Origin of the sequence: Myroides sp. JBRI-B21084 (assembly GCF_030545015.1) — a bacterium.
Taxonomy (GTDB): domain Bacteria; phylum Bacteroidota; class Bacteroidia; order Flavobacteriales; family Flavobacteriaceae; genus Flavobacterium.
Window position 1 is genome coordinate 1,544,924 of record NZ_CP120653.1, and the last position, 26,370, is coordinate 1,571,293.

Here is a 26,370-nt window from a genome sequence, read left to right on the forward strand (position 1 = left end):
AATTAAAAAAAAAAAAAAAACGAGCTATTCAAAAAGAATAACTCGTTTTTCTATAATAAGAAACTAAATGAATTAAAGTTTTGTAGAAACTGGTTTAAATTTAGTTAAGTTAATACCTTCAACCGCCATTTTGTATTCTTCTATATTAGGAATACGACCTAAAACTGCAGAAAGTACAACAACAGGAGTAGAAGCTAATAATGATTCACCTTTTTTACCATCTCGGTCTTCAACTACACGGCCTTGAAATAATCGGGTAGAAGTAGCCATAACAGTATCACCTTTTTCAGCTTTTTCTTGGTTACCCATACATAAGTTACAACCAGGACGCTCTAAATACATAATATTTTCATATTCAGTACGTGCAGTGCTTTTTGGTAAAGCATCGCTAAATTCAAAGCCTGAATATTTTTGCAAGTATTCCCAATCGCCTTCAGCTTTTAATTCATCAATAATATTGTATGTTGGTGCAGCAACAACTAAAGGTGCGTTAAATTTAACTTCGCCTTGTTGTTTTTCAATGTTTTTCAACATTTGAGAAACAATTTTTAAATCGTCTTTATGAACCATACAAGAACCAACAAATCCTAAATCAACTTTTTTATCACCACTATAGTATGATAAACTACGAATGGTATCGTGTGTATAACGTTTAGAAACATCCTCATTGTTAACGTCTGGATCAGCAATCATAGGTTCGTTAATAACGTCTAAATCAACAACTACTTCGGCATAATATTTAGCAGTAGCATCAGGCATTAAAGCAGGTTTTTCGCCCGATTTAATTTCTGCAATACGTTTGTTCGCTTTATCAATTAAACCTTGTAATACTTGGTTTTTGTTATCCATACCTTTATCAATCATTATTTGAATACGGCTTTTTGCGATTTCTAATGATTGAATTAATGTATCGTCTTGAGAAATACAAATTGATGCTTTAGCTTTCATTTCGGCAGTCCAATCGGTAAAAGTAAAAGCTTGATCTGCTAATAAAGTTCCAATATGTACTTCGATGATTCTACCTTGGAAAACATTTTCCCCACCAAATTGTTGTAACATTTGTAATTGAGTTGCATGAACTACATCGCGGAAATCCATATGTTCTTTCATGTTACCTTTAAATGTTACTTTAACCGATTCAGGAATAGGCATAGAAGCTTCACCTGTTGCTAAAGCAAGAGCTACTGTACCAGAATCGGCACCAAAAGCAACACCTTTAGACATACGTGTATGCGAATCACCACCAATAATAATAGCCCATTCATCAATTGTTATATCATTTAAAACTTTGTGAATTACATCGGTCATAGAATGGTATTCACCTTTAGGATCGCGAGCTGTAATTAAACCAAAATCGTTCATGAATTTCATTAATTTTGGAATATTTACTTGCGCTTTTTTATCCCAAACCGATGCAGTGTGACATCCTGACTGGTAAGCACCGTCAACCGTAGGCGAAATTACAGTAGCAGCCATAGCTTCAAGCTCTTGCGCGGTCATTAAACCAGTTGTGTCTTGTGAACCAACAATATTTACTTTAACACGAACATCTGATCCTGCATGTAATATTTTACCAGATGCAACACCAACTGCATTTTTGTTAAATATTTTTTCAACAGCAGTTAAACCTTGACCTTCTTTAGAGATTTCTTTAGCTGGTGCAAATACTGTTGGAGCTTGGATACCTAAAGTTTCGGCAGCAAAAGTTTGTATTTTTTTACCAAATACAATAGCATATGAACCACCAGCTTTTATGAATTCCATTTTTTGTGGAGTTAAAGCTTTAGATATATCAATTAATTGTTCGCCGTCTTTATATAATTTTTTATCTTTTGTATTGATTGTTAATACAGTACCAGTTTCAACTGAATACACTTCTTCAAGTATTGGTTCGTCTTTTTCATTTCGAACAACGTTACCATTCGCATCAACTTTTTTCTTCCAGTTTTGTAAATCGATACCAATACCTCCGGTTACATCAACAGTAGTTAAGAAAATAGGAGAGATGCCGTTTGTACCACCTACAATTGGCGCAATATTTACAAATGGAATATACGGACTAGCTTGTTTACCTGTCCATAAAGCTACATTGTTTACACCAGACATACGTGATGAACCTACGCCCATTGTACCTTTTTCTGCAATTAACATTACACTTTTATCGGGGTGTTGAGCTTGTAAAGCTTTAATTTCTTCTTGCGCTTGAGGGGTAATCATACATTTACCATGTAATTCACGATCTGAGCGCGAGTGTGCTTGGTTTCCTGGCGATAATAAATCGGTAGAAATATCACCTTCGCCAGCAATAAAAGTAACTACTTTAATTTCTTCAGGAACAGCTGGTAATTTTGTGAAAAATTCTGCGTTAGCGTAGCTTTCTAAAATTTCTTTAGCAATTGCGTTACCGCTATCATATGCATCTTTCAAACGTTTTGTATCTGCATCGTATAAAAATACTTGAGTTTTTAAAACTTCGGCAGCATTTTTAGCAATTGTTACATCGTTACCTAAAGCTAAATCAAGCAAAACTGAAATTGATGAACCACCTTTCATATGCGATAATAATTCTAATGCAAATGCTGGTGTTATTTCATTTACCAATTCTTGCCTTAAAATTATTTCTTTTAAAAATGCCGATTTAACACTTGCAGCACTTGTAGTACCTGGTAAAGTATTGTAAATAAACATTTTTAAAGAGTTTTCTCTTTCTGGATTATTTACGTCTTTAATTTGAGTAATGATTTCACTTAATAATTCAGCACCGTCTATAGGTTTTGGGTGAAGACCTTGGCTTTTTCTTTCTTCAATTTCTTTTAAGTAATCTTGGTATAAGTTCATAATTTTATTTTGAATAATTTTTGGCTTTTGCTTTTTTAATGCGCTGCCGTTTTGCTTTATTTTTAATACTTTTTTAAAAGTTGATGCAAAATTACAAAAAGGTTTTCATTTTTAAAAATTTTTAATAAAATGATGAATTGTGCTTATTATTATTTGTAATTATTCTATTTTGGCTTTTTTAATTTAAAAAATTAAGAAAGTTTATTGCGAATGATTTAAAAAACAAACCTTTTTTTACTATTTAAATACTTTTATAGTTTTAATACTGCTAAATAATCAAAAAAAAGCCCTTCGAATTGAAGAGCTTTAATGTTTTATTTTTTTAACCAATTGCTTTTAAAGTTGCAATTTTGGTAATCGTTATTTATAAAAATATAAGTGTTATTTATATTGTCGGCAATCCATTTTCCTAAAACTTCGTTTTGTTTTGCTTTTAAAGCAACGAAGCGAATTTGCATATAATCTTGAGAAAAATCTGCTAAGTGTTGTGGTATTTTATTTGTTACTTGAACAATTTTAAATGCTTGTTTGTTGCTAGCATCGGTTACAAGTGTGTTTTTAGAAACTTCGCCTACTTTTAAATTTGAAACCATATCATACAATATACGATCTTCCATTCTATTCAATTCAATTCTAGATTCACCCGAAGAATCTAAAACAATTCCACCACTTTGTTTGGTTTCTTTTTGTTCTGAATATTGACGGGCAGCATCGGCAAATGTAATTTCTTTATTTAAAATACGAATACGCAATTCATCTAAACTTGTTTTAGCTTTATCTATTGCCTCATCGGTAGGTTGCGGCTTAATTAATATGTGACGCAATTCTAAGTTTTTACCTACAATTTTTTCTAACATTATAATATGATATCCGTGATCGGTTTCAAATGGTTTAGAAATTTCGCCTTCTTTTAATGAAAAAGCTACATCTTTAAATTCTTTAACAAAAGGTGTTTTTTTATCAATTGTGTATAAACCACCTGTTTTAATCGAACCACTGTCTTCAGAATACATAAATACTTTACTTGCAAATGATGAACCATCTAACACTTCTTGACGAATTTGGTTTAATTTGTCTATTACCGCTTGCTTTTGGGCACTAGTAATTTCGGGTTTCATAACAATTTCAGCTAATTCTATTTGTTCGCCAACCATAGGTAACGAGTCTTTAGGAATTTTATTATAAAACTGACGTATTTCTTCAGGCGTAATAGATACTCCAACAATTAGCTTGTCTTGCATACGTTTTGCTAAATCACCCTCTTTTATTAAATCGAAAAGTGTACCTTTAAACTCTTCAATATTTTTTTTATTGTAAAATTTAACAACATTATCAACTGATCCATAGTATTCAACCATACGATCCATTTGAAGATCAAGTTTACTGTTAATTTCGTCATCGGTAACTACAATACTATCTTGAATGGCTTGGTGTGCAAAAAGTTTGTTTTCTAACAAAGTACCAAAAAGTTCACATCGGCCTAATTTAGATGTATCGTAACCTGTTTCTTTTGCCTGAATAAACATGTTGTCTATATCAGAATCTAAAATAACGTAATTACCTACAACCCCAACAATACCGTCAATACGTTTTTTATTGGTTTGTTGTGCTTGTACGTTTACAAAACTAACAACAGTAAAAACTGCCATTAAAATGTTTTTAAGAAATAATTTCATATTTGTTTATTAATTTTTACAAACTGCAACAAAGATACATAGCTACAGCAAACTTTTATATTTTTTTAATTTTAATTATGATTTTTTTTACTGTATTTTAATTTAAGTTGATTTAAAACATGTTGATTTGTTTTAATTACAGCATTTTGTTTTAATTGTTTGTTAAATTGGTTTTCGAATTGATTTTGGTAAATACTTAAAACTTGACTTTTTACAACATCAAAATCTGGAACTGTATTATTTTTTTTATCGCGAACCAAAAACACATAATGTAAATTGTTTTGAGATTCTACTTTTTTACCCAATTTGTTAAAATCTATTCTGTTTGGTAAACGTTTATCATTTAATTCAAACGTACCTTGGTATTTATAAACTAAATTAAAATGATTTTCATTTACCTGAAATTGCTTTTTTAATAACTTTTGAAATGTTTTAGCATTACTTTTTTTATTAAAAACATAAACTTCGCCAATAAAATAGGCAGGTTTTACAAATAATTCTTTATGTTCTTCGTAATAATTTTGAAGGGCAAGAGTATCGTTTTGGGTTGTTTTCCAAATTTTGTCTTCAAGTAATTCAAAAAGCATTAAACCTTCTTTATATTCTTTTAAGGTTTGAGCAAATTCAGGAAAATTTGTTGTTAAATTAATATTATACGTTTCTTTAAGCTTTTGTAATGCAAACACATTAAAGGCTTTTTTAATAAGCAATTCATTGGTTTTTATTTCGGCATATTGTACAGGATGCGAATAAATATGCTCTAACAAATTTTTAATAGTTATTTTTTGATTTGAAAAAGTTGCTATAGTTTTTAATGTATGTGTGTTTTCTTGAACTTTTGGTTCACTAAACATATCTATTCGGTTCAAAAGTTTTGCTGTGTATAAAAGATTTTCATCATTTGTTTTAAAATGATACATTTCTTTTAAATGATTTATTAAATCTTTTTCTAAAACTTTAGAACGTTCATCTGATTTAATTTTACGTAAAAAATTGGCGTTTAAATCATCTAATTTAGCTTCGTTTTTAATATCTGTTACAGCAACAATATGCCATCCATACTGACTTAAAAATGGGCGAGAATAGGCACCAGCAAAGTTTAAATCGTATACTATATCAGAAATTCCTTCAATATTTAAAGCACCTTCGTTATAAAAACCTAAATCGCCTCCCTTTTCACGGCTATTTTCATCTTCAGAAAAATGAAAAGCTGTATCTGTAAAGGAATCACCAACTTGTAATCGTTTATAAATACGGTCTATTTTTTGTTTGGCTTCGTTTGTATTTTTATCTTTAGAATACACTAAAATATGAGCAATTTTTTTTGTTTTAGGTGTTGCTCGTTTTTTATTGATTTTAATTAAATGATACCCAAAATTAGTGCGAATTGGTAAAGAAATTTCGCCAACATTTGTATTATAAGCTCCGCTTTCAAAAGGATATACCATTTTAAAAACACCAAAATATCCTAAATTTCCTTTGTTTGTTTTGGTACTTAAATCATCGGAAAAATTAACCGCAGCATTTTCAAAAGGCATGCCTTGTAATATTTCATTTCTAATTTCAATAGCTTTAGTATATGCTTTTAAAGTATCGTTAGCATTTGAAAATTCATCAACAGCAATTAATATATGTGATGCATTTAATTCGGTTTTGTTGCGTTCTAATGCTTCATTAAGCAACCTTTTTAACTCGGTATCGTTAGTAAAATATTTTTCGGCAAGTTCTTTTCTATACAAATTGTATTCTTCTTGCACCTTTGGTAATTTATCCAAAGTTAAATCGTAAGCGTGTTGCAAACGTAATTTATAAGTCTTGTACAAATCAAAATAGGTATTTATATCTTTTTGCGATTCATCTGCAATAATATCTAAATTTTTATTGTACAAATGTTCAAAATCAGCAACAGTGTAAATACTATCGTTAATAGTAACTAATACATTATTAGGTTGTTGCGCAAATAAAAATAAAGGTGTTTTAAAAAGTATAAAAAGTAAACTGTTTTTTATTAGTTTCATTACAATTTTTAGTTGTTTTTTACAAAGTTAGTCATTTTTGCGTAAGTTGTAAAACCAACTTAATCACTAAACCAATTGTTTTAAAATAACATAAATAAATACTATTTTTGCACCTTTAAAGAAATAAAAATGAGTTTTAAAGACGAAATTTTACGCAGAAGAACATTTGGGGTTATTGCACACCCCGATGCAGGTAAAACCACATTAACCGAAAAATTGCTTTTATTTGGTGGAGCTATTCAAGAAGCTGGAGCAGTAAAAAGCAATAAAATTAAAAAAGGGGCAACTTCCGATTTTATGGAAATTGAACGCCAAAGAGGTATTTCGGTAGCTACATCGGTTCTTGCGTTTAATTATAAAGATAAAAAAATTAACATTTTAGATACACCTGGTCACAAGGATTTTGCCGAAGATACTTTTAGAACTTTAACCGCTGTTGATTCTGTTATTGTTGTAATTGACGTTGCAAAAGGGGTAGAGGAACAAACCGAAAAATTGGTTGAAGTTTGTAGAATGCGCAACATTCCTATGATTGTGTTTATTAACAAATTAGACCGTGAAGGTAAAGATGCCTTTGATTTGCTTGATGAAGTTGAACAAAAATTAGGTTTAAAAGTTACGCCTTTATCGTTCCCTATTGGTATGGGATACGATTTTCAGGGTATTTACAATATTTGGGAGAAAAACGTTAACTTATTTTCTGAAGATAGTCGTAAAAATATCGACGATGTTATTACAATTGATGATTTACAAGACGAAGCTTTAGATAAATTAGTAGGTGCAAAAGCGGCCGATAAGTTGCGCGAAGAATTAGAATTGGTTTCAGAAGTATATCCTGAATTTAATCGTGAAGCTTATATAAAAGGTGATTTACAACCTGTTTTCTTTGGTTCGGCCTTAAATAACTTTGGTGTACGCGAATTATTAGATTGTTTTATAGAGATCGCTCCGTCACCACGCGCAAAAGATTCTGATACCAGAACCGTTCAGCCCGACGAAAATAAATTTGCTGGTTTTGTATTTAAAATACATGCCAATATGGATCCAAAACACCGCGATCGTTTAGCGTTTATTAAGATTGTTTCGGGTACTTTTGAACGTAACAAACCATATACACATGTACGTTTAGGTAAAAACTTAAAGTTTTCTAGTCCGAATGCTTTTTTTGCAGAAAAGAAAGAAATTGTTGATATTTCGTACGCAGGTGATATTGTTGGTTTACACGATACCGGAAACTTTAAAATTGGCGACACCCTTACAGAAGGTGAATTGATGAATTTCCGAGGGATTCCATCGTTCTCACCAGAACATTTCCGTTACATTAACAACGCTGATCCAATGAAATCGAAACAATTAGAAAAAGGAATCGATCAATTAATGGATGAAGGTGTGGCTCAGTTGTTTACCTTAGAATTAAACGGACGAAAAGTTATTGGAACTGTTGGTGCTTTACAGTACGAAGTTATTCAATACCGTTTAGAACACGAATACGGTGCTAAATGTACCTACGAAAATTTCCCTGCTTTTAAAGCTTGTTGGGTACGACCAGAAGATGTTAAAAATGAAGAGTTTGCAGAATTTAAACGAGTAAAACAAAAATTCTTGGCAAAAGATAAATCAGGACAATTGGTTTTCTTGGCCGATTCTGAATTTTCTATTCAAATGACCCAAAGTAAATATCCAACCGTAAAATTAGACTACGTTTCCGAACGAATTTTATAACTCAAAAATCAACCTTTTTTAGGGTTGATTTTTTTATATGTACATAATATGCTAAAAAATATAATTATTTTTATTACTCTTCTGTTTTTTATGGGTTGTAATAAAATCGATAAAAAAACAGATACATCTACAAATAAAGAAATTAAAGTTTACGGACAAACAGTTGATAATGAAACACGCTGTGTACATTACCACACGCAATTAGATATTATTGCAATAAAATTTAAATGCTGTAGAAAATATTATCCTTGTTATAAATGCCATCAAGAAGCTGAATTGCACAAACCACAAGTTTGGGGTGCAACAGAACATAACCAAAAAGCAATTTTGTGCGGAGTTTGCAAACACGAATTAACTATTGCTGAATATATTAATAGTGGCAATAAGTGTATTAAATGTAAAGCTAACTTTAACCCAGGTTGCAGCAAACATTATCATTTATATTTTGAAAAATAGTAAATTATATTTATAATTGGTTAATTTTTATATTTAACTAATCAATGAAAACACTTTTACTGTTAAATTTATTTTTTTTGAGTAATTTTATTTATTCTCAGACAGATTCAGTTTCATATATAGAATCAATCGAAAAATATATTTATTTCCATGAACAAGATAGTTTAGAGTCAGATTTGACATTTGTTGAATCCAGTGGGTTTATAACCAAAAAGAAATTTAAATTATTTAGAAAAACTATTGGCGGTTTTAGCGAATATCCTGCTTGGAATAAAAATAACAATCAATATTTTAATTATTGGTATGGAGATAATTACTTAAATAAAAGAAAATACGAAAATTTGTATTTTAGTTTGTATTTCAAGGATAATAAACTTGTAAAATATATTAAGGAGCTTGAGAACAAGAAATATAATTATAAAACAACAGCTTATTTTAAAGATAAAGAATTATTTTCCGTTGAAACAAACGATCCTAATTTTAGTTTGGAAGAAGTAAAAGAGCATGAAATAAAAGCTATTGAAATATTGGATATGTATATTAAACAAGTAAAATATTGATGAAATTAAACCTTCAAACTATTTTCAAACGGAACACGGTGCATTAAACTACGTCCTAAAGTAACCTCGTCGGCATATTGCAGTTCATCGCCAACTGCAATTCCACGCGCTATGGTCGATGTGGTAATATTGTAATCTTTAATTTGTTTGTAAATATAAAAATTGGTTGTATCGCCTTCCATGGTAGAACTCAAAGCAAAAATTATTTCGGTAACATTGCCGTTTTTAACTTTATCAACCAACGTTTTAATATTCAGTTGACTTGGTCCAACACCATCAATCGGTGAAATCTTTCCACCCAAAACATGGTAAATTCCTTTGTAAAGCTGTGTGTTTTCTAAAGCCATAACATCGCGAACATCTTCTACTACACAAATGGTTGAATGATCACGAGAAGTTTTTTCACAAATTTCACATAAATGAGTATCCGAAATAGCATGGCAGCTTTTACAATACTTAATTTCGTTTCGCAGTAAGTCTAAAGCAGTAGTTAAAGCAGTAGTACGTTCAACTGGTTGGCGTAACAAATGTAAAACCAAACGCAACGCTGTACGCTTACCAATACCGGGTAGCATAGCCATTTCGTTAACTGCGTTTTCTAATAATTTTGAAGGAAAATCCATAACGCAAAATTAATACTTTTTTTCGTTTAAAATTCGTAACCAATTTTGTTTAAGCAGGAATAAATTGGTTATTTTTGATAAAATTTTAAGAAATGACTCCCATTGTAATTTTATCTATTTTAATCATTTATTTTGGCGTTTTAATTGCAATTTCACGTTTTGTAAGTAAAAAAGACAGTAGTAATGCCGCTTTTTTCTCTGCAAATAAAAATTCTAAATGGTATTTAGTAGCATTTGGTATGATAGGAACCGCACTTTCGGGAGTAACTTTTATATCGGTACCCGGTGAAGTTGGTGCACCAGGTGGCGAACAATTCAAATATTTTCAGTTTGTTTTAGGTAACGCAGTTGGTTTTATAATTACCGCAACTGTATTGTTACCTTTATATTATCGTTTAAATTTAGTATCGATTTATGAATATTTTGAAAACCGATTAGGGTTTTTCAGTTATAAAACCGCAGCTGCTATTTTTTTAATTAGTAGAACAATAGGTTCAGCATTTAGGTTGTATTTAGTGGTAATTGTTTTTCAGCGTTTTGTGTTTGATGCTTTTAATATTCCTTTTGCAGTAACAGGTTTAATTTCACTAGCTTTAATTTATGCATATACTTATAAATCAGGATTAAAGGCTATTATAATTACCGATACACTTCAAACTTTTTTCTTAGTAAGTTCGGTAATTTTAACAATTATTTTTATATGTAACAGTTTAAATTTAAATGCCATTGAAGCGTTTGAAACGGTTAAAAATAGCAGTTACAGCAAAATTTTCTTTTGGGAAGATTTTGTAGGAAGTAAATTTCATTTTATTAAACAATTCTTAGGAGGAATGTTTGTAACCATTGCCATGACGGGGTTAGACCAAGATTTAATGCAAAAAAACTTAAGTTGTGCAAATATTAAAGATGCACAAAAGAACATGTTTACTTTTACAGGAATTTTTGTTTTAATAAATATCTTTTTTTTAGGAGTAGGCGCTTTGCTTTATATTTATGCCGAAGCTAATGGTATTTCGGTTCCAACTGATATTATTTCAGGTAAACCAAGAACCGATTTGTTGTTTCCTGAAATTGCTTTTCATCATTTGGCATTAGTACCGGCAATTGTATTTTTATTAGGCTTAATTGCTGCAACTTTTGCTACAACCGATTCGGCTTTAACTGCTTTAACTACATCGTTTTGCATTGATTTTTTAGCAATGGATAAACCCCAAAATGTTCAAAAAATAAGCAATGTAAAAATTAGAAAATTAGTACATTTAGTGTTTTGCTTTATAATGTTTGCAGTTATTGTGTTGTTTAATGCAATTAACGATGCTTCTGTTGTAAGTATGATTTTTAAAATTGCGTCTTACACCTACGGACCTTTACTAGGTTTGTTTACATTTGGAATTTTCTTTAAAAATAGAAAAGTACACGATAAATTAGTACCCTTTATTTGTTTAGCTGCACCTTTTATCACTTTATTTATAAGTAATAATTCGGCTGCATTTTTAAATGGATATGTTTTTGATAATGAACTGATAATTGTAAATGGATTTATAACAGTACTTTTACTATTTGCAATTAGTTATAAAGAAAAGATGACTGAAAATCAACAATTTAAAAATTAAAATCAATAATAAATAGAAAAAAATGTTTACAGTAGAACAAATTCAGGCAGCTCATAGTAAAGTAAAATCTGGGGCCGATTTTCCTGCTTATATTAAAGAAATTAAAGAACATGGTGTAACACATTACGATGCTTTTGTAAACGATGGTCATGTTGATTATCATGGAATAAATGAGTTTACAATTACAGTGCCCGCAAAGTATGAAAAAATAACTATTGCAAGGGAATTAAATTTAAATGAATTTAAAGCGCAACTTTTAGCACATCAACAAGGAAAGACAGATTACTTAACGTTTATTAAAATGTGTGCAGAAACAGGTATTAAAGGGTGGAAAATTTGTTTGGATAAAATGACATGTACATATTTAGATTCTAATAACAACGAAGTTTTAGTTGAACAAATACCTCAATAAAGCAAAAAAATAACCGAGCAAAAACTCGGTTATTTTTTTAATATTGATTGGTACTTAACAAAACCAATGTGCAGGCTTCTTCAAAAGCAATACCAGCTTCATTTAATTTATGTTGTAACTCATCGTTTTCAGTACCCGGATTAAAAATTACTCTACGGGGTTTTAAACTTAAAATATAATCGTAATAAGGTTTTTGATTTGTTGGGTTTAAGTACAACGTAACTGTATCTATATCGTTAAAAGCCACTAAACCTTTATTAATAGTTACACCGTTAACTTCGCCAATTTTATTACCAATTGCTTTCACATTATGGTTGTGGTTTAGTAACTTTTTAATTGCCTTATTAGAATAGCGTTCCGTATTTTCGGAAGCACCTAAAACTAATGTAATATTTTTCATAACCTTATATTTTATAACAAGTTAGTTAAATTAACCTACAACTTCTTGAATTTCGTTTAAAATTTTTTCTGCTAACTCATCTGCTGCTTTTTGCGTGGGAGCTTCGGTATAAATACGAATAATAGGTTCAGTATTCGATTTTCTTAAATGTACCCATGAATTTGCTAAATCAATTTTAACTCCATCAATTGTACTTATTTTTTCGTTAGCATAACGCTTTTGTATTTCTTCTAAAATAGCATCAACATTAATTTCTGGTGTTAATTCAATTTTATTTTTACTCATAAAATAAGCAGGATATGTAGCTCTTAGCGCAGCTACATCTAAATTTTGTTGAGCCAAATGCGTTAAAAACAAAGCCACACCAACCAAAGCATCGCGCCCGTAATGAATTTCAGGATAGATAATTCCTCCATTGCCTTCACCGCCAATAATTGCATTGTTTTTTTTCATTAATTCAACAACATTTACCTCACCAACCGCCGATGCTTCGTACATACCTGCGTGTTTTTCGGTAATATCTTTTAATGCACGTGATGACGACATGTTTGAAACCGTATTACCAGGTGTTTTACTTAAAACATAATCAGCTACAGCAACCAAAGTGTATTCTTCGCCAAACATTTCTCCATTGTTGCTAATAAAAGCCAAACGATCTACATCTGGATCAACTACAATACCAAAATCGGCATTTTCTTTAACAACAAGCGCACAAATATCCATTAAATGCTCTTTTAATGGTTCAGGGTTGTGAGGAAAATGTCCGTTAGGTTCACAGTATAATTCAACAACTTCAACACCCATTTTTTTAAGTAAAGCAGGTATAACAATTCCACCAGATGAATTTACCCCATCAACAACTACTTTAAATTTTTTAGCTTTTACAGCTTCTGCATCAACCAATTTTAAATTTAAAACTTGGTCAATGTGTTTATCCATATAATCGTTAATTTCGGTAATAGTACCTAAGGTATCAACATCAGCAAAAACAAAAGCTTCTTTTTCAGCAATTTCTAAAATTTCTGCACCGTTAGCACCACTTAAAAATTCACCTTTACTATTTAATAATTTTAAAGCATTCCATTGCTTTGGATTGTGTGATGCTGTTAAAATAATACCTCCATCGGCATTTTCTAAAGGTACTGCAACCTCTACAGTTGGAGTGGTTGAAAGTCCTAAATCAATTACATCAATACCTAAACCAATTAAAGTTTGCATTACTAATTGGTGAATCATAGGCCCCGAAATTCTGGCATCACGACCAATAACTACTTTTAAATTAGTTTTTTGTAAGCTGTTTTTTAAAAATGTACCATAAGCCGATGCAAATTTAACAGCATCAACCGGAGTTAAGTTTTCGCCTACAGTTCCGCCTATAGTTCCGCGAATACCCGAAATAGATTTTATTAAGGTCATTTATTTACTGTTTTATAAAAAACAAATATAAAGAATGATTATATTAGAAGCATAATCTTAAGGCTATTTTTAAATATGAATTTTTTAGCACATATTTTTTTATCGGGAACTAATCAACGTATTCAAATAGGCAATTTTATGGGCGATGGTATACGTGGCAGCGATTACAAAAATTATCATACCGATATACAAATAGGAGTGCTTTTGCATAGGTCTATTGATAGTTTTACAGATTTTCACCCTGTCTTTAGAAAATCAAAACATAGATTAGTACCTAAATACAACCATTTTTCAGGTATTATTATAGATATGTTTTACGATCATTTTTTAGCTAAAGAATGGGAAATGTATCACCACGAAGATTTAAAAACGTACACTCAAAATTTTTACAATGCATTATTGCATTATAAATCAGAATTAAATTTAAAAACGCAGCAATTATTACCCTATTTAACAAATCAAAATTGGTTAGAACGTTATGCTTTTTTAACCGATTTACAACAAATTTTAAAGCAAATGGACAATAGATTTGCGCTAAAATCAAACATGAGTGATTCGGTAGAAGATTTACATGAACATTACCAAGATTTTCAGCGTGAATTTCATTTATTTTTTAAAGATTTAATGGTACATGCTGCTTTAGAATTACAAAGAATATCAAACGAATTACAAAAATGATTGTCTTTTAAATTTAAGAGCGCTAATTTTGTACTATGAATATAGCAAAAAACGGAAATAAACAGCTAAGACGATATTTTAGATATATTGAAGGAATTATTTATTTATTAAAAACCTTTATTTCTGACAGGCAATTTTTGTATTTATCTTGCGTTTTAGTTGGTATTTCATCTGCTTTGGCGGTTATTTTATTAAAATCGTTTGCCCATGGGGTTTTTAGATTAGCAACTTATCTGGATACTTTATACAAATTACCTTTTTCAAACAGTATATTACCCGTAGTAGGTATTTTGTTAACTGTTTTAGTTATTCGTAAATTTTTAGACGGGTCTTTAGAAAAAGGAACCAGCCAAATAATGATTGCTGTTGCAAAACGTTCAGGTTTTATGCCCAGAAAACAAATGTATGCGCAAATTATTACAAGTTCATTAACTGTTGGCTTGGGTGGATCGGCAGGTTTAGAATCGCCAATTACAATTACTGGGGCTGCATTTGGATCTAATTATGCACAAAATTTTCGTTTTAATTATAAAGACCGAACGTTGTTACTGGCTTGTGGTGTAGCTGCAGGTATTGCTGCTGCTTTTAACGCGCCTATTGCTGGTGTTTTATTTGCTATTGAAGTTATTTTGGCAGATATGAGTGTTACTGCTTTTATTCCTTTAATGATATCATCGGCAACCGGAGCTATTGTATCAGGTGTGGTTTTAAAGGAAAGTATTTTATTACATTTTAAAGAACAAATTTCTTACGATTATTCTAACACGTTTTACTACGTACTATTGGGTATTATTTCTGGTATTTTTGCATTGTACCATGCGCGTACTTTTCGAAAAATTGAACACTTAACAACACATTTACCTTATAAACCATACCGTAAAGCATTAATTGGTGCTTTAATGTTAGCTGTGTTAATTTTTTTGTTTCCAACTTTATTTGGCGAAGGTTACGAAAGCATAAAATCACTAGCTAATAACAACGCTAGCAGTGTTTTAGACAATTCTTTAATTGAACGTTTTAATAATAACAAATGGATAGTTTTTGGCTTTGTTTTACTTACTTTATTTTTTAAATGTATAGCAACTGGTTTAACACTTGGTGCGGGTGGAAACGGTGGTAATTTTGCCCCTTCGCTTTTTGCTGGTTCGTACTTAGGTTTTTGTTTTGCAAAGTTTTTTGAACTAATTGGTTTTAAAGAACTTCCAATAACCAATTTTACCGTTGTTGGTATGGCAGGCCTTTTAAGTGGTTTGTTTCATTCACCTTTAACCGCTATTTTTTTAATTGCCGAAATTACAGGCGGTTATGGTCTTATGGTTCCTTTATTAATTGTTTCGTCCATTAGCTTTGCAATTTCTAAACATTATGATAAACATTCTATGGATATTTTTACTTTAGCCGATAAAGGGTTAGTTTTTACATCGGATAAAGACAAAAATATTTTAAATAAGATTGAATTACATACTATTTACACCAAATCGGTTGAAACATTAAATGTTACAGACACTATGTACACAGCTAAAACCATTTTTTTAGCAACTAATCAAACTTTTATTCCTGTCGTAAACGATGATAATTCAATTGAGGGTATTTTATATTTAAATGATGTTCGTAACATTTTATACAACCAATATCAATTAGGTGCTGCAAGTTTATCTAAAGAAATGAAAACAGCACATTCGGTATCAATTTCTGAAAATACAGGTAATGCAATAAAGATAATTGATGACAATCATTTGTCTGAATTATTAATTACTCAAAACAATAAACTAATTGGTTATGTAACCAAAGTTAAAATTTTAGAAGTATATCGCGAAAATTTAAAAAACTTAAGGATTGAATAGTTTAAAAATGCTATTTGCACTTTAGTTTATAAACAATTACCAAACATTCATATTTAAAAGTAAAGCAAATTGTATATTTGCACTTTGATTTTTTATATGCAAAATTCCGATGAAAATATAGAAGTTCTGGGCGCACGCGTTCATAACTTAAAAAATATAGATGTTACCATTCCACGCGAAAAATTAGTTGTTATAACGGGTTTATCGGGTTCAGGAAAATCGTCTTTGGCTTTTGATACTATTTATGCCGAAGGCCAACGCCGTTATATTGAAACTTTTGCATCGTATGCACGGCAATTTTTAGGAGGATTGGAACGCCCTGATGTTGATAAAATTGATGGACTTTCGCCTGTTATTGCTATTGAACAAAAAACGGTTAACAAAAATCCACGTTCAACTGTTGGAACCATTACCGAAATTTACGACTTTATTCGTTTGCTTTTTGCACGGGCTTCTGATGCCTATTCTTATGAAACTGGCGAAAAAATGGTAAGTTATTCCGATGAACAAATTTTAGATTTAATTATTGAAAATTATAGCGGACAACGAATTAATATTTTATCTCCTGTAATTCGTTCACGTAAAGGACATTATCGTGAGTTATTTGAACAAATAGCTAAACAAGGTTTTGTAAAAGTACGTGTCGATGGTGAAATTAAAGATTTGGTTCCAATGATGCGTTTAGATCGTTACAAAACGCATGATATTGAAATTGTAATTGATCGTTTAGCGATTGATGATACCGATGATACCAAAAAACGCTTAGCCGAAAGTATTAAAACAGCCATGTATCACGGCGATGATATTTTAATGGTTATTCCACATGAAAGTGCAACTACACGTTTTTTTAGCCGTCATTTAATGTGTCCAAGTTCAGGTATTTCATATCCAATACCTGAACCTAACAGCTTTTCGTTTAATTCACCCAAAGGAGCTTGTACTGTTTGTAATGGTTTGGGATCAATTAATGAAATCAACTTAAAAAAAATAATCCCTAACAACGAAATATCTATAAAAGCAGGTGGTTTATTACCAATTGGCGAACAAAAAAGTACATGGATTTTTAAGCAGTTAGAAATTATTGCACAACGATATAATTTTAAACTTTCTGATGCCATTAAAGATATTCCGCAAGATGCTTTAGACATGATTTTAAATGGTGGAAAAGAAAGTTTTTCAGTTGAATCAAAAGTTTTAGGCATTACTAAAGATTATAAAATAGATTTTGAAGGAATTTCTAATTTTATAAAAAACCAGTTTAACGATGCGCCAACGTCGGCAATTAAACGTTGGGCTGCTGACTTTATGGACGAAATTGTTTGTCCTGAATGCAACGGAGCTCGTTTGCGAAAAGAATCGTTGTATTTTAAAATAAACAACCAAAATATAGCCGATTTGGCTTTAATGGATTTAGATCAACTTAACGAATGGTTTGCAACTTTAAACAAGTATTTGTCTAATAAGCAACTAGCTATTGCTGGCGAAGTGGTAAAAGAAATTACTACGCGTTTATCATTTTTACTTGATGTAGGTTTAAATTATTTAACGTTAAATCGTTCGTCAAAAACACTTTCGGGTGGCGAAGCACAACGTATCCGTTTGGCAACGCAAATTGGTTCGCAACTTGTTGGTGTTTTATATATTTTAGATGAGCCTAGTATTGGTTTGCATCAGCGCGATAACGAAAAACTTATAACTTCGTTAAAACAATTGCGCGATGTAGGCAATTCGGTTTTAGTGGTTGAACACGATAAGGATATGATTGAAGAAGCTGATTATGTAATAGATATCGGTCCAAAAGCTGGTGCAAACGGCGGACAAATAATTAGTGCTTCAACACCAAAACAACTGTTAAAAGAAAATACAATTACCGCACAATATTTAAATGGAAAGTTAGAAATTCCTGTGCCCGAAAAGCGTCGTGAAGGCAATTTACACAAATTAAAACTAACTGGTGCAACGGGAAATAATTTAAAAAATGTTACGGTTGAATTTCCATTAGGAACTTTAATATGTGTTTCTGGAGTTTCTGGTTCTGGTAAATCTACTTTGATAAATGAAACGCTTTATCCTATTTTAAACGAACACTTTTTTAATGCTGTAAAAGTGCCCCAACCATTTAAAAAAATTGAAGGTTTAGAGCATATTGATAAAGTAATAGGTATCGACCAAAGTCCAATTGGAAGAACCCCTCGTTCAAATCCAGCAACTTATACTGAAGTTTTTACCGAAATTAGAAATTTATTCACTAAAACTCCCGAAGCCAGTATTCGCGGTTACAAACCAGGCCGATTTAGTTTTAATGTAAAGGGAGGAAGATGTGAAACTTGTGAAGGATCGGGGTTACGAACTATTGAAATGGGCTTTTTACCCGATGTTTATGTAGAATGTGAAACCTGCCAAGGTAAACGCTTTAATCGTGAAACTTTAGAAATTAGATATAAAAGCAAATCAATTGCCGATGTGTTAGATATGACTATTGATGAAAGTGTTCACTTTTTTGAAAACATACCAAAAATTTATCGTAAAGTAAAAACAATTCAAGATGTAGGTTTAGGCTATTTAACATTAGGTCAGCAAAGTACCACACTTTCTGGCGGCGAAGCACAACGCATTAAATTAGCTACAGAATTGTCTAAAAAAGATACAGGAAATACGTTTTATATTTTAGATGAGCCTACAACCGGCTTACATTTTGAAGACATTCGTGTACTTATGGAAGTTTTGCAACAATTAGTTAACAAGGGCAATACCGTATTAGTAATTGAACACAATTTAGATGTTATTAAAATGGCCGATTATATTATTGATATAGGACCTGAAGGTGGTAAAAATGGAGGAGAAGTAGTTGCAAAGGGCACACCTGAACAAGTTGCTAAAAGTAAAAAAAGCCATACCGCACGTTTTTTAAAGAAAGAGTTAAAATTATAGCTAATCTGTTTTAGGTTTTAAGTTATATTTAATAGGGGTAAAACATTTTTAATGTATATTTATCTTAAAACTTTAAACAAATTAACATTCAAAAAAATTATGGAAGAAAATTTATCAGAAGAAGATATCAGAATAAAAGAAAAATTAGCTCAAAAATCATGGAATGAAATAAAAACCAATGATTCATGGGCTATTTTTAAAATCATGTCTGAATTTGTTAATGGATATGAAAAAATGAGTCGTATTGGTCCGTGTGTATCAATTTTTGGATCGGCACGTACAAAAAGTGATAATCCATATTATAAATTAGCCGAAGAAATTGCTTTTAAAATTAGTAAAGCAGGTTACGGTGTTATTTCAGGTGGCGGCCCAGGTATCATGGAAGCAGCTAATAAAGGGGCTCATTTAGGTGGAGGATCATCGGTAGGATTAAACATAGATTTGCCTTTTGAACAGCACTTTAACCCGTATATTGATCACGATAAAAACCTACAATTCGATTATTTCTTTGTGCGTAAAGTAATGTTTGTAAAATATTCGCAAGGTTTTGTTGTAATGCCAGGCGGCTTTGGTACTTTAGATGAAATGTTTGAAGCTGTGACATTAATTCAAACAAAAAAAATAGGAAAATTTCCAATTATTTTAGTTGGTACCGAATTTTGGTCGGGGTTAATTGATTGGATTCGAACGGTTATGTTAGAAAAATATTCAAATGCATCGCCTGAAGACATGAATCTAATTAAAATTGTTGATACAGCTGATGAAGTAGTTACGATTATAGATACTTTCTATAAAAAATACAATTTAAGTCCTAATTTTTAATAATACATTAATCCGTTTTCAAAAAAACGGATTTTTTTATGCCAATTTGTAAGAACTATCTATCTTTGAAAAGAATCAAAACAATAAAATGAAAACCTTATTTTATAATATAAAAGAGCTTTTTCAAGTTCGCGAAAACAACAATGCAATATTGATAGGAAGTGAAATGAAAGAACTTCCTTCAATTAAAAATGCCTTTTTGCTTATTGAAAATGATACCATTATAGCTTATGGATCAATGGAAAATGCACCGACTGATTTTGACCAGTCTGTTGATGTATCGGGTAAAATGATAATGCCAAGTTATATTGATAGTCATACGCATATTGTTTACGCTGGAAACCGTGAACAAGAATTTGTTGATCGTATAAACGGTTTAAGTTACGATGAAATTTACCAACGTGGCGGTGGTATTTTAAATTCGGTTGAAAAATTACGCAACGCTTCCGAAGAGGAGTTGTATAATAATGCTGCCCAGCGTTTAGAAGAATTGATTGCTTTAGGAACAGGCGTTATAGAAATAAAATCGGGTTATGGTTTAAGTTTAAAAGCCGAATTAAAAATGTTACGCGTAATTAAAAAATTACAAGAAAATTATCCCGTAAAGATAAAATCTACATTTTTGGGTGCGCATGCTATTCCACCTGAATTTAAAGGGAATCAGTCAGGTTTTGTTGAAGCCATTTGTAATGAAATGATTCCTGAAATAGCAAAGTCAGGTTTAGCAGATTATGTTGATGCCTTTTTAGAAACGGGCTATTTTACAGTAGATGAAACTCGAAAAATTGTACAAACTGCTACAAAATATGGTTTAAAATCAAAAATACACGTAAATCAATTTACTGCAATCAATGGTATTGAAATGTGTGTAGAAGAAAACGTACTTTCGGTAGATCATTTAGAAATTGTAACCGATGAAGATATTAAAGCATTGCAAAAAGGAAACACCATTCCTGTTGCATTACCAACTTGTTCTTATTTTATTTCGATTCCTTATACACCTGCACGAAAAATTTTAGAGGCGAATTTACCATTAGTAATCGCATCAGACTATAATCCGGGTACCACACCAAGTGGTAATATGAATTTTGTAGTAGCAACAGCATGTATAAAAATGAAAATGACCCCCGAAGAAGCTTTTAATGCCGCAACGCTTAACGCTGCTTACGCTTTAGAGGTAGATAAAGATTATGGAAGCATTACAGTTGGTAAAAAAGCATCGTTTTTTATAACAAATTCTATACATTCCATTTATGCAATACCTTATAATTTTGGTAGTAATTTAATTGAATCGGTATATTTAAACGGTAAAAAGCAATAAATAAACACACCGCACAATTACTTGCACGGTGTGAAAAAAAATAGTTATGAAAAAGATTTTATAAATCGAAAACTAACTTATCGATATATATTTACCTAATACAAATTTAGTAATAAATACTTAAATTTTAATAAGATATCGTATGTTAAATTTTAAATTTATATAAATAATACTTATAGTTACTTATTTTACTAAGATTTTAGAAAACAAAAAATGGAAAATTTTGAATACTTTAACATAACAACTTTAAACGAACATTTGGTTTTAAGAAAAGGTGAAACCAAATTTGGCGAAAAAATTGATTTTCCGAATGATAAAAACACTCAATTAGTTGATTTTCTTAACAATACAAATGCAAAATTTATAGTATATGGTATTAAAGAATTTGCAGGAATAAAAGCAAATTTTGGCAGAATAGGCACTAAACATGCTTGGGATGTATTTTTACCTGTTTTTTTAAATATACAACATAATAAGTTTTTAAAAGGTCAAAATATTGCAGTATTAGGTTGTTTAGATTTTGAAGTATATGCTACTGAAATTGAACAATTAAACCCTACAGAACCTAAACAATTAAATCGTTTACATGAAATTGTAAATGAAATTGATAAAGAGGTAACATATATAAATCAATTAATACATCGTTCAGGTAAAAAAGCTATTGTAATTGGTGGTGGTCACAACAATGCGTATGGCAACATTAAAGGTTTGGCTTTGGCTAATGGTAACGCAGTTAATGTAATAAATTTTGATGCCCATACCGATTTTAGAGCATTAGAAGGTAGACATAGCGGAAATGGTTTTTCGTATGCATTTCACGAAGGTTTTTTAAATGCCTATTGTGCTTTTGGTGTACACGAAAACTATCTAAATAAATACATGTTACAGCAATTTAAAGAACACAGCGAACGCCTAAAAATGGTTACTTTTGAAGATTTAAAAGTACGTTTTGAAAAAGATTTTATAACGAGTTTAAATACCATACATCGTACTTTAAAATCAATACCTTATGGAATTGAAATTGATGTAGATGCAATTGAAAATGTTGCAAGTAGTGCTATGTCGCCATGTGGATTTTCAGTTTCAGAAGCGCGACAATTTGTAAATCAAACCGCTGCAAGTGTAAATGCAGCTTATATGCATTTGTGCGAAGGATCGCCAAGTTTAAGTAACACTTCAGAAAATATGTTAGGCAAATTACTTACCTATTTAACAACCGATTTTATTAAAGCGCAATTAATTGAAAGTAAATAAATGAAAGTTATTACGTTTAATGAAAAGCAATTAAAGGAAAAAGCATTTGAATTGGTTAATAAAATTGATTTTCAACCCCATTTAATAGTTGGTGTTTTAAACGGAGCTCAATTTTTTATTGATGAATTTAAATCATCTCAAAAATTTAAAGATTGTCATTTTTCTGAAATTAAATTGCAACGAAATTCCGAAAACATTAAAAAAAAGCCTTTTACTGCTTTCTTACTTAAACATTTACCTTACTTTATTTTAAATTTTTTACGAAATATTGAATCTTATAAAGTTAAAACTACAATTAAAAAAAGTAGTGGTACAATAAGTAAGCCTATAAATTTTAATTATTCTAGCGAATTACCTGAAAACATTACTAAAATTTTAATTATTGACGATGCTATAGATTCTGGAAAAACCATTCAGCAGGTAAAAAATACGTTACAAAACAAATTTCCAAATGCACAAATTAAAACAGCCGTTTTTGTTTGCACATTAAAAAACGCATTAATTAAACCAAATTATTATTTATACCAAAACGTATTAATACGTTTTCCATGGTCAAAAGATTTTAAAAAATGAATATAATTGTTGTTGATTTAGATGGAACGTTATACAAAGGAAACACGTTTCATGTATTTGTAATTTATATTTTTAAACAAGCTATTTATAACTTTAATCTTTTTTGGTTTGTTTATTTAGTTTTTTGGACCAAACTGAGATTTTTTAAATTGATTTCTCATAAAAAATGGAAATACCAACTACTAAAATCATGTAATAATAAAGAAATTAATACAAAGTATTTTGTAACATGTTTAGATAAAAACATTGAGCAATATATTTTAAATGAAACAAACAACTACAAAATCAGTATTTTAGCAACTGCTGCACCTAGTTTGTATGCAATTGAAATTGCAAAAAAATATAATTTTAGTTATTGTGTAGCAACAGAATTTACAGAATCCTACCAAAACTTTAAAGAAAATATTCAAGAACAAAAGTTTATAAATGTTCAAAAATTATTGCAAACTTTAAATAATGAAGGTATTGATTTAATGATTACCGATCATTTAGATGATGCTTTACTCATAAAACATGCAAAAAAAAGTTGGTTGATTAATGCAAATGAAAAGCTAAAAAAATATATAAATGAAAATAATTTAACAAATTATACAACTTATATAAACAAATATAAATAATGTTTTTTACAGTTATTTAATTATAGTTGAAAACCATGTAAAAAAACAAATTAAACAGTAAAAAAAAATTAAAAATTATTACTTTTGTAATAGTTTAATCTAAACACAACTCTTTATTATAAATATGGCAAAGTTTGAATTAAAATTACCTAAAATGGGTGAAAGTGTTGCCGAAGCAACCATTACAAACTGGGTAAAAAACGTTGGTGATACAGTAGAACAAGATGAAACAATTGTTGAAGTAGCTACTGATAAAGTAGATAGCGAAGTACCTACAGAAGTTAGCGGAAAAATTGTTGAAATTTTGTTTCAAAAAGATGATGTAGTACAAGTAGGTCAAACCATCGCCATTATAGAAACAGATGCTGCAAATGCTACTGAAACAGCATCAGCACCAATACAAGAAACTACGGTTGTACCAACTGAAAAAGTAGAACAAACTGTTGCACATGCAAAAGAAATAGTTGCTCCTGCAGATTTTGGTTCATCGGATAAATTCTTTTCACCTTTAGTTAAAAACATTGCTAAAGAAGAAGGTATATCTGTAAACGAATTAGAAGCTATTAACGGTACAGGAAAAGATGGTAGAATTACCAAAACAGATATTTTAGATTACGTTAAAAACCGTGGTTCACAACCTACCGCAACTGCACAAAAAGCTGTTACACCAGTAGCTGCTCCAGTTCAAAATGTTACAAGTAAAGCTGCACCGGTTTCAGTTAACGGACAAGATGAAATTATTGAAATGGATCGTATGCGTAAAATGATTGCACACCACATGGTTCAATCAATTCAAACGTCAGCTCACGTTCAATCTTTTATTGAAGTTGATGTTACTAATATTGTAAACTGGAGAAACAAACATAAAAATACGTTTGAAAAACGTGAAGGTGAAAAACTAACTTTTACTCCAATTTTCATGGAAGCTGTTGCAAAGGCTTTGAAAGATTTCCCTATGATGAATATTTCAGTTGATGGTGATTATATCATTAAACGTAAAAATATTAATTTAGGTATGGCTGCTGCATTACCAAATGGTAACTTAATTGTGCCTGTAATTAAAAATGCCGATCAATTGAATTTAGTTGGTATGGCAAAAGCAGTTAACGATTTAGCTGACCGTGCACGTAAAGGAAAATTAAAACCAGACGACACACAAGGTGGTACATATACTGTAACTAATGTAGGTACTTTTGGATCGGTATTTGGTACACCAATTATTAACCAGCCACAAGTAGGTATTTTAGCTTTAGGTGCAATTAGAAAAGTTGCTGCTGTAATTGAAACACCCGAAGGTGATTTTATAGGAATTCGTCAAAAAATGTTCTTATCACATTCATACGATCACCGTGTAGTTGATGGTTCATTAGGTGGACAATTTGTACAACGCGTTGCACAATATTTAGAAGCTTTTGATATTAATAGAACGGTATAAATACAAAAAAACCCAAAGATTTAAACTTTGGGTTTTTTTTGTTACTTTTTTACAAACTTTATAGTTTTTACGTGTTGATTAAAACTTAATTTTAAAAAATAAACTCCATTTGAAAAATTAGAAACATTTATTTTAGGTTGAGTAGCATCTTTTAAAATTATTTTTCCTGTACAATCGTATATAACAAAATTACAATTGTTTAAACCGTTTGTTTCTATATTAATAAAATCAGAAGTACATGTAGGATAAACTGCTACTTTATCTAAAGTTTCAATATTTGTATCTAAATTTTTCCATTTATTTTCGGCCGCAGGTCCATTCCAAATACTTGTTGCTAAATATGGGTTATCAATAAATGGATTTCTGTTACCTTGTGCGGCAAAAATGGTTTCGTTTCTATTTATTTCGTGAGCAGAAACAGGATCTTCTGCATTCCATTGTAAAAAAATATTTGGCATATCTCCATTAGTAGAAAACGATGTGGAACCGTGTCCTACATTTATTGGTTGGCATCGGTTACCGTAGCGCACATACATATACATAATCATACGTGCAATATCTCCTTTCCATTGATCGCCAGGATAAAAATAATCCGTTCCATTTTGTTGTATCACTCTTGAATATGAAATGTAAAAAGTTGGATTTGCAATAAATTTAAAATTACTTCTTAAGTTATTACGATCATAATCAGCCGCTCGTAAATGGTGAGCATCAGAACCTGGACCTTCAAATTCTAAATTGGGAGTACCTTTTGATCTAGGATAAACATGCTCACGAACCCATTTGTTTTCACAGTTTGATGTATGGCAGCTTGCATTTTTATCTCGTGATAAATCATTATTTTTATTTAAATCGGTGTCGTTCCAACCATAAATCAACAAAACTTTTTGATTATTATTTGGATCTATATCAGCATCTTTTAAAACATTCCAAACATCTGGGGTGTAAATTAATTCATAATTATGCGTATTTGTTATTAAAGTTGCAAGTTCATTTTTTAAAGCATCGCCTTTTAAATTCAAATTTATAGTTTGATAATAAGCAGGAATTTGTGCGTTTATACTGCTAAAAACTATAAAAAAAAGAATGTAATATATTGATTTCATTGTGAATAGATAATGTGCGAATTTACTTAATTTCGTTTAATTAAAATGTTTTTTT

21 protein-coding genes are annotated in these 26,370 nt (G+C 30.5%); 14 read left to right on the plus strand and 7 right to left on the minus strand.

The window, feature by feature from the left end:
* Positions 1-72 precede the first annotated feature (72 nt).
* The 3 genes from P3875_RS07520 to P3875_RS07530 all read right to left on the minus strand — a co-directional run bounded on the left by P3875_RS07520 (position 73) and on the right by P3875_RS07530 (position 6,532).
* A complete protein-coding gene (locus P3875_RS07520) occupies positions 73-2,838 on the minus strand; it encodes a bifunctional aconitate hydratase 2/2-methylisocitrate dehydratase (RefSeq protein ID WP_303443342.1) in 2,766 nt (921 codons plus the stop codon).
* A gap of 314 nt (positions 2,839-3,152) precedes the next feature.
* Positions 3,153-4,514, minus strand: coding sequence for a peptidylprolyl isomerase (locus P3875_RS07525; RefSeq protein ID WP_303443343.1), 1,362 nt, complete (start codon positions 4,512-4,514; stop codon positions 3,153-3,155).
* Between the two features lie 71 nt (positions 4,515-4,585).
* Positions 4,586-6,532 (minus strand): peptidylprolyl isomerase, encoded by a 1,947-nt coding sequence (locus P3875_RS07530; protein WP_303443344.1) that lies wholly within the window; start codon positions 6,530-6,532, stop codon positions 4,586-4,588.
* Between the two features lie 129 nt (positions 6,533-6,661).
* On the opposite strand from P3875_RS07530, the gene P3875_RS07535 reads away from it, so the two are divergent.
* From P3875_RS07535 to P3875_RS07545, 3 genes are read left to right on the plus strand one after another with little or no spacing between them, the layout of a single operon-like run.
* Complete coding sequence (locus P3875_RS07535; protein WP_303443345.1) at positions 6,662-8,254, plus strand: peptide chain release factor 3; 1,593 nt, start codon at positions 6,662-6,664, stop codon at positions 8,252-8,254.
* A 48-nt stretch (positions 8,255-8,302) separates the two neighbouring features.
* Positions 8,303-8,710 (plus strand): CHY zinc finger protein, encoded by a 408-nt coding sequence (locus P3875_RS07540; RefSeq protein WP_303443346.1) that lies wholly within the window; start codon positions 8,303-8,305, stop codon positions 8,708-8,710.
* Between the two features lie 44 nt (positions 8,711-8,754).
* A complete protein-coding gene (locus tag P3875_RS07545) occupies positions 8,755-9,270 on the plus strand; it encodes a hypothetical protein (RefSeq protein WP_303443347.1) in 516 nt (171 codons plus the stop codon).
* A 5-nt stretch (positions 9,271-9,275) separates the two neighbouring features.
* Here P3875_RS07545 and recR read toward each other — a convergent pair whose 3' ends face one another.
* Positions 9,276-9,893, minus strand: coding sequence for a recombination mediator RecR (gene recR, locus P3875_RS07550; protein ID WP_303443348.1), 618 nt, complete (start codon positions 9,891-9,893; stop codon positions 9,276-9,278).
* Between the two features lie 92 nt (positions 9,894-9,985).
* Between recR and P3875_RS07555 the strand changes: the two genes are divergently transcribed.
* The gene (locus P3875_RS07555) at positions 9,986-11,506 is read left to right on the plus strand and encodes a sodium:solute symporter (RefSeq protein ID WP_303443349.1); all 1,521 of its coding nucleotides are present in this window, start codon (positions 9,986-9,988) and stop codon (positions 11,504-11,506) included.
* Positions 11,507-11,528: 22 nt separating this feature from the next.
* On the plus strand, positions 11,529-11,918 hold the full coding sequence (locus P3875_RS07560; protein WP_303443350.1) for a DUF1398 domain-containing protein: 390 nt from the start codon (positions 11,529-11,531) through the stop codon (positions 11,916-11,918).
* Between the two features lie 37 nt (positions 11,919-11,955).
* On the opposite strand, the gene P3875_RS07565 is transcribed toward P3875_RS07560, so the two are convergent.
* Both P3875_RS07565 and glmM read right to left on the minus strand, forming a co-directional pair.
* Positions 11,956-12,318: a CoA-binding protein gene (locus P3875_RS07565; RefSeq protein WP_303443351.1), complete on the minus strand. Its 363-nt coding sequence runs from the start codon at positions 12,316-12,318 to the stop codon at positions 11,956-11,958.
* Positions 12,319-12,348: 30 nt separating this feature from the next.
* Positions 12,349-13,734: a phosphoglucosamine mutase gene (glmM, locus tag P3875_RS07570; RefSeq protein ID WP_303443352.1), complete on the minus strand. Its 1,386-nt coding sequence runs from the start codon at positions 13,732-13,734 to the stop codon at positions 12,349-12,351.
* Positions 13,735-13,809: 75 nt separating this feature from the next.
* Between glmM and P3875_RS07575 the strand changes: the two genes are divergently transcribed.
* From P3875_RS07575 to P3875_RS07615, 9 genes are all read left to right on the plus strand, one after another.
* Entirely contained in the window at positions 13,810-14,412 is a 603-nt protein-coding gene (locus tag P3875_RS07575) for an acyl carrier protein phosphodiesterase (RefSeq protein ID WP_303443353.1), read from the plus strand.
* Between the two features lie 35 nt (positions 14,413-14,447).
* Positions 14,448-16,256, plus strand: coding sequence for a chloride channel protein (locus tag P3875_RS07580; protein WP_303443354.1), 1,809 nt, complete (start codon positions 14,448-14,450; stop codon positions 16,254-16,256).
* Between the two features lie 96 nt (positions 16,257-16,352).
* On the plus strand, positions 16,353-19,187 hold the full coding sequence (gene uvrA / locus P3875_RS07585) for an excinuclease ABC subunit UvrA (RefSeq protein ID WP_303443355.1): 2,835 nt from the start codon (positions 16,353-16,355) through the stop codon (positions 19,185-19,187).
* 99 nt (positions 19,188-19,286) lie between these two features.
* Entirely contained in the window at positions 19,287-20,009 is a 723-nt protein-coding gene (locus P3875_RS07590; RefSeq protein ID WP_303443356.1) for a TIGR00730 family Rossman fold protein, read from the plus strand.
* A gap of 88 nt (positions 20,010-20,097) precedes the next feature.
* Positions 20,098-21,330: an imidazolonepropionase gene (gene hutI, locus P3875_RS07595; protein ID WP_303443357.1), complete on the plus strand. Its 1,233-nt coding sequence runs from the start codon at positions 20,098-20,100 to the stop codon at positions 21,328-21,330.
* Between the two features lie 213 nt (positions 21,331-21,543).
* A complete protein-coding gene (locus P3875_RS07600; protein WP_303443358.1) occupies positions 21,544-22,584 on the plus strand; it encodes a formimidoylglutamase in 1,041 nt (346 codons plus the stop codon).
* Positions 22,585-23,157, plus strand: coding sequence for a phosphoribosyltransferase (locus P3875_RS07605; protein ID WP_303443359.1), 573 nt, complete (start codon positions 22,585-22,587; stop codon positions 23,155-23,157). It abuts the gene before it with no gap.
* Positions 23,154-23,774: a hypothetical protein gene (locus P3875_RS07610; RefSeq protein ID WP_303443360.1), complete on the plus strand. Its 621-nt coding sequence runs from the start codon at positions 23,154-23,156 to the stop codon at positions 23,772-23,774. Before P3875_RS07605 ends, P3875_RS07610 begins: the two co-directional genes overlap by 4 nt.
* Positions 23,775-23,898: 124 nt before the next feature.
* Positions 23,899-25,209 (plus strand): dihydrolipoamide acetyltransferase family protein, encoded by a 1,311-nt coding sequence (locus P3875_RS07615; protein ID WP_303443361.1) that lies wholly within the window; start codon positions 23,899-23,901, stop codon positions 25,207-25,209.
* Between the two features lie 41 nt (positions 25,210-25,250).
* On the opposite strand, the gene P3875_RS07620 is transcribed toward P3875_RS07615, so the two are convergent.
* Complete coding sequence (locus P3875_RS07620; protein WP_303443362.1) at positions 25,251-26,315, minus strand: endonuclease; 1,065 nt, start codon at positions 26,313-26,315, stop codon at positions 25,251-25,253.
* Positions 26,316-26,370 lie beyond the last annotated feature (55 nt).

Bases quoted from the DNA above. Each gene is read 5' to 3' on its own strand.
- P3875_RS07520 (WP_303443342.1), bottom strand. From the start codon at position 2,838: ATGAACTTATACCAAGATTACTTAAAAGAAATTGAAGAAAGAAAAAGC.
- P3875_RS07525 (WP_303443343.1), bottom strand. From the start codon at position 4,514: ATGAAATTATTTCTTAAAAACATTTTAATGGCAGTTTTTACTGTTGTT.
- P3875_RS07530 (WP_303443344.1), bottom strand. From the start codon at position 6,532: ATGAAACTAATAAAAAACAGTTTACTTTTTATACTTTTTAAAACACCT.
- P3875_RS07535 (WP_303443345.1), top strand. From the start codon at position 6,662: ATGAGTTTTAAAGACGAAATTTTACGCAGAAGAACATTTGGGGTTATT.
- P3875_RS07540 (WP_303443346.1), top strand. From the start codon at position 8,303: ATGCTAAAAAATATAATTATTTTTATTACTCTTCTGTTTTTTATGGGT.
- P3875_RS07545 (WP_303443347.1), top strand. From the start codon at position 8,755: ATGAAAACACTTTTACTGTTAAATTTATTTTTTTTGAGTAATTTTATT.
- recR (WP_303443348.1), bottom strand. From the start codon at position 9,893: ATGGATTTTCCTTCAAAATTATTAGAAAACGCAGTTAACGAAATGGCT.
- P3875_RS07555 (WP_303443349.1), top strand. From the start codon at position 9,986: ATGACTCCCATTGTAATTTTATCTATTTTAATCATTTATTTTGGCGTT.
- P3875_RS07560 (WP_303443350.1), top strand. From the start codon at position 11,529: ATGTTTACAGTAGAACAAATTCAGGCAGCTCATAGTAAAGTAAAATCT.
- P3875_RS07565 (WP_303443351.1), bottom strand. From the start codon at position 12,318: ATGAAAAATATTACATTAGTTTTAGGTGCTTCCGAAAATACGGAACGC.
- glmM (WP_303443352.1), bottom strand. From the start codon at position 13,734: ATGACCTTAATAAAATCTATTTCGGGTATTCGCGGAACTATAGGCGGA.
- P3875_RS07575 (WP_303443353.1), top strand. From the start codon at position 13,810: ATGAATTTTTTAGCACATATTTTTTTATCGGGAACTAATCAACGTATT.
- P3875_RS07580 (WP_303443354.1), top strand. From the start codon at position 14,448: ATGAATATAGCAAAAAACGGAAATAAACAGCTAAGACGATATTTTAGA.
- uvrA (WP_303443355.1), top strand. From the start codon at position 16,353: ATGCAAAATTCCGATGAAAATATAGAAGTTCTGGGCGCACGCGTTCAT.
- P3875_RS07590 (WP_303443356.1), top strand. From the start codon at position 19,287: ATGGAAGAAAATTTATCAGAAGAAGATATCAGAATAAAAGAAAAATTA.
- hutI (WP_303443357.1), top strand. From the start codon at position 20,098: ATGAAAACCTTATTTTATAATATAAAAGAGCTTTTTCAAGTTCGCGAA.
- P3875_RS07600 (WP_303443358.1), top strand. From the start codon at position 21,544: ATGGAAAATTTTGAATACTTTAACATAACAACTTTAAACGAACATTTG.
- P3875_RS07605 (WP_303443359.1), top strand. From the start codon at position 22,585: ATGAAAGTTATTACGTTTAATGAAAAGCAATTAAAGGAAAAAGCATTT.
- P3875_RS07610 (WP_303443360.1), top strand. From the start codon at position 23,154: ATGAATATAATTGTTGTTGATTTAGATGGAACGTTATACAAAGGAAAC.
- P3875_RS07615 (WP_303443361.1), top strand. From the start codon at position 23,899: ATGGCAAAGTTTGAATTAAAATTACCTAAAATGGGTGAAAGTGTTGCC.
- P3875_RS07620 (WP_303443362.1), bottom strand. From the start codon at position 26,315: ATGAAATCAATATATTACATTCTTTTTTTTATAGTTTTTAGCAGTATA.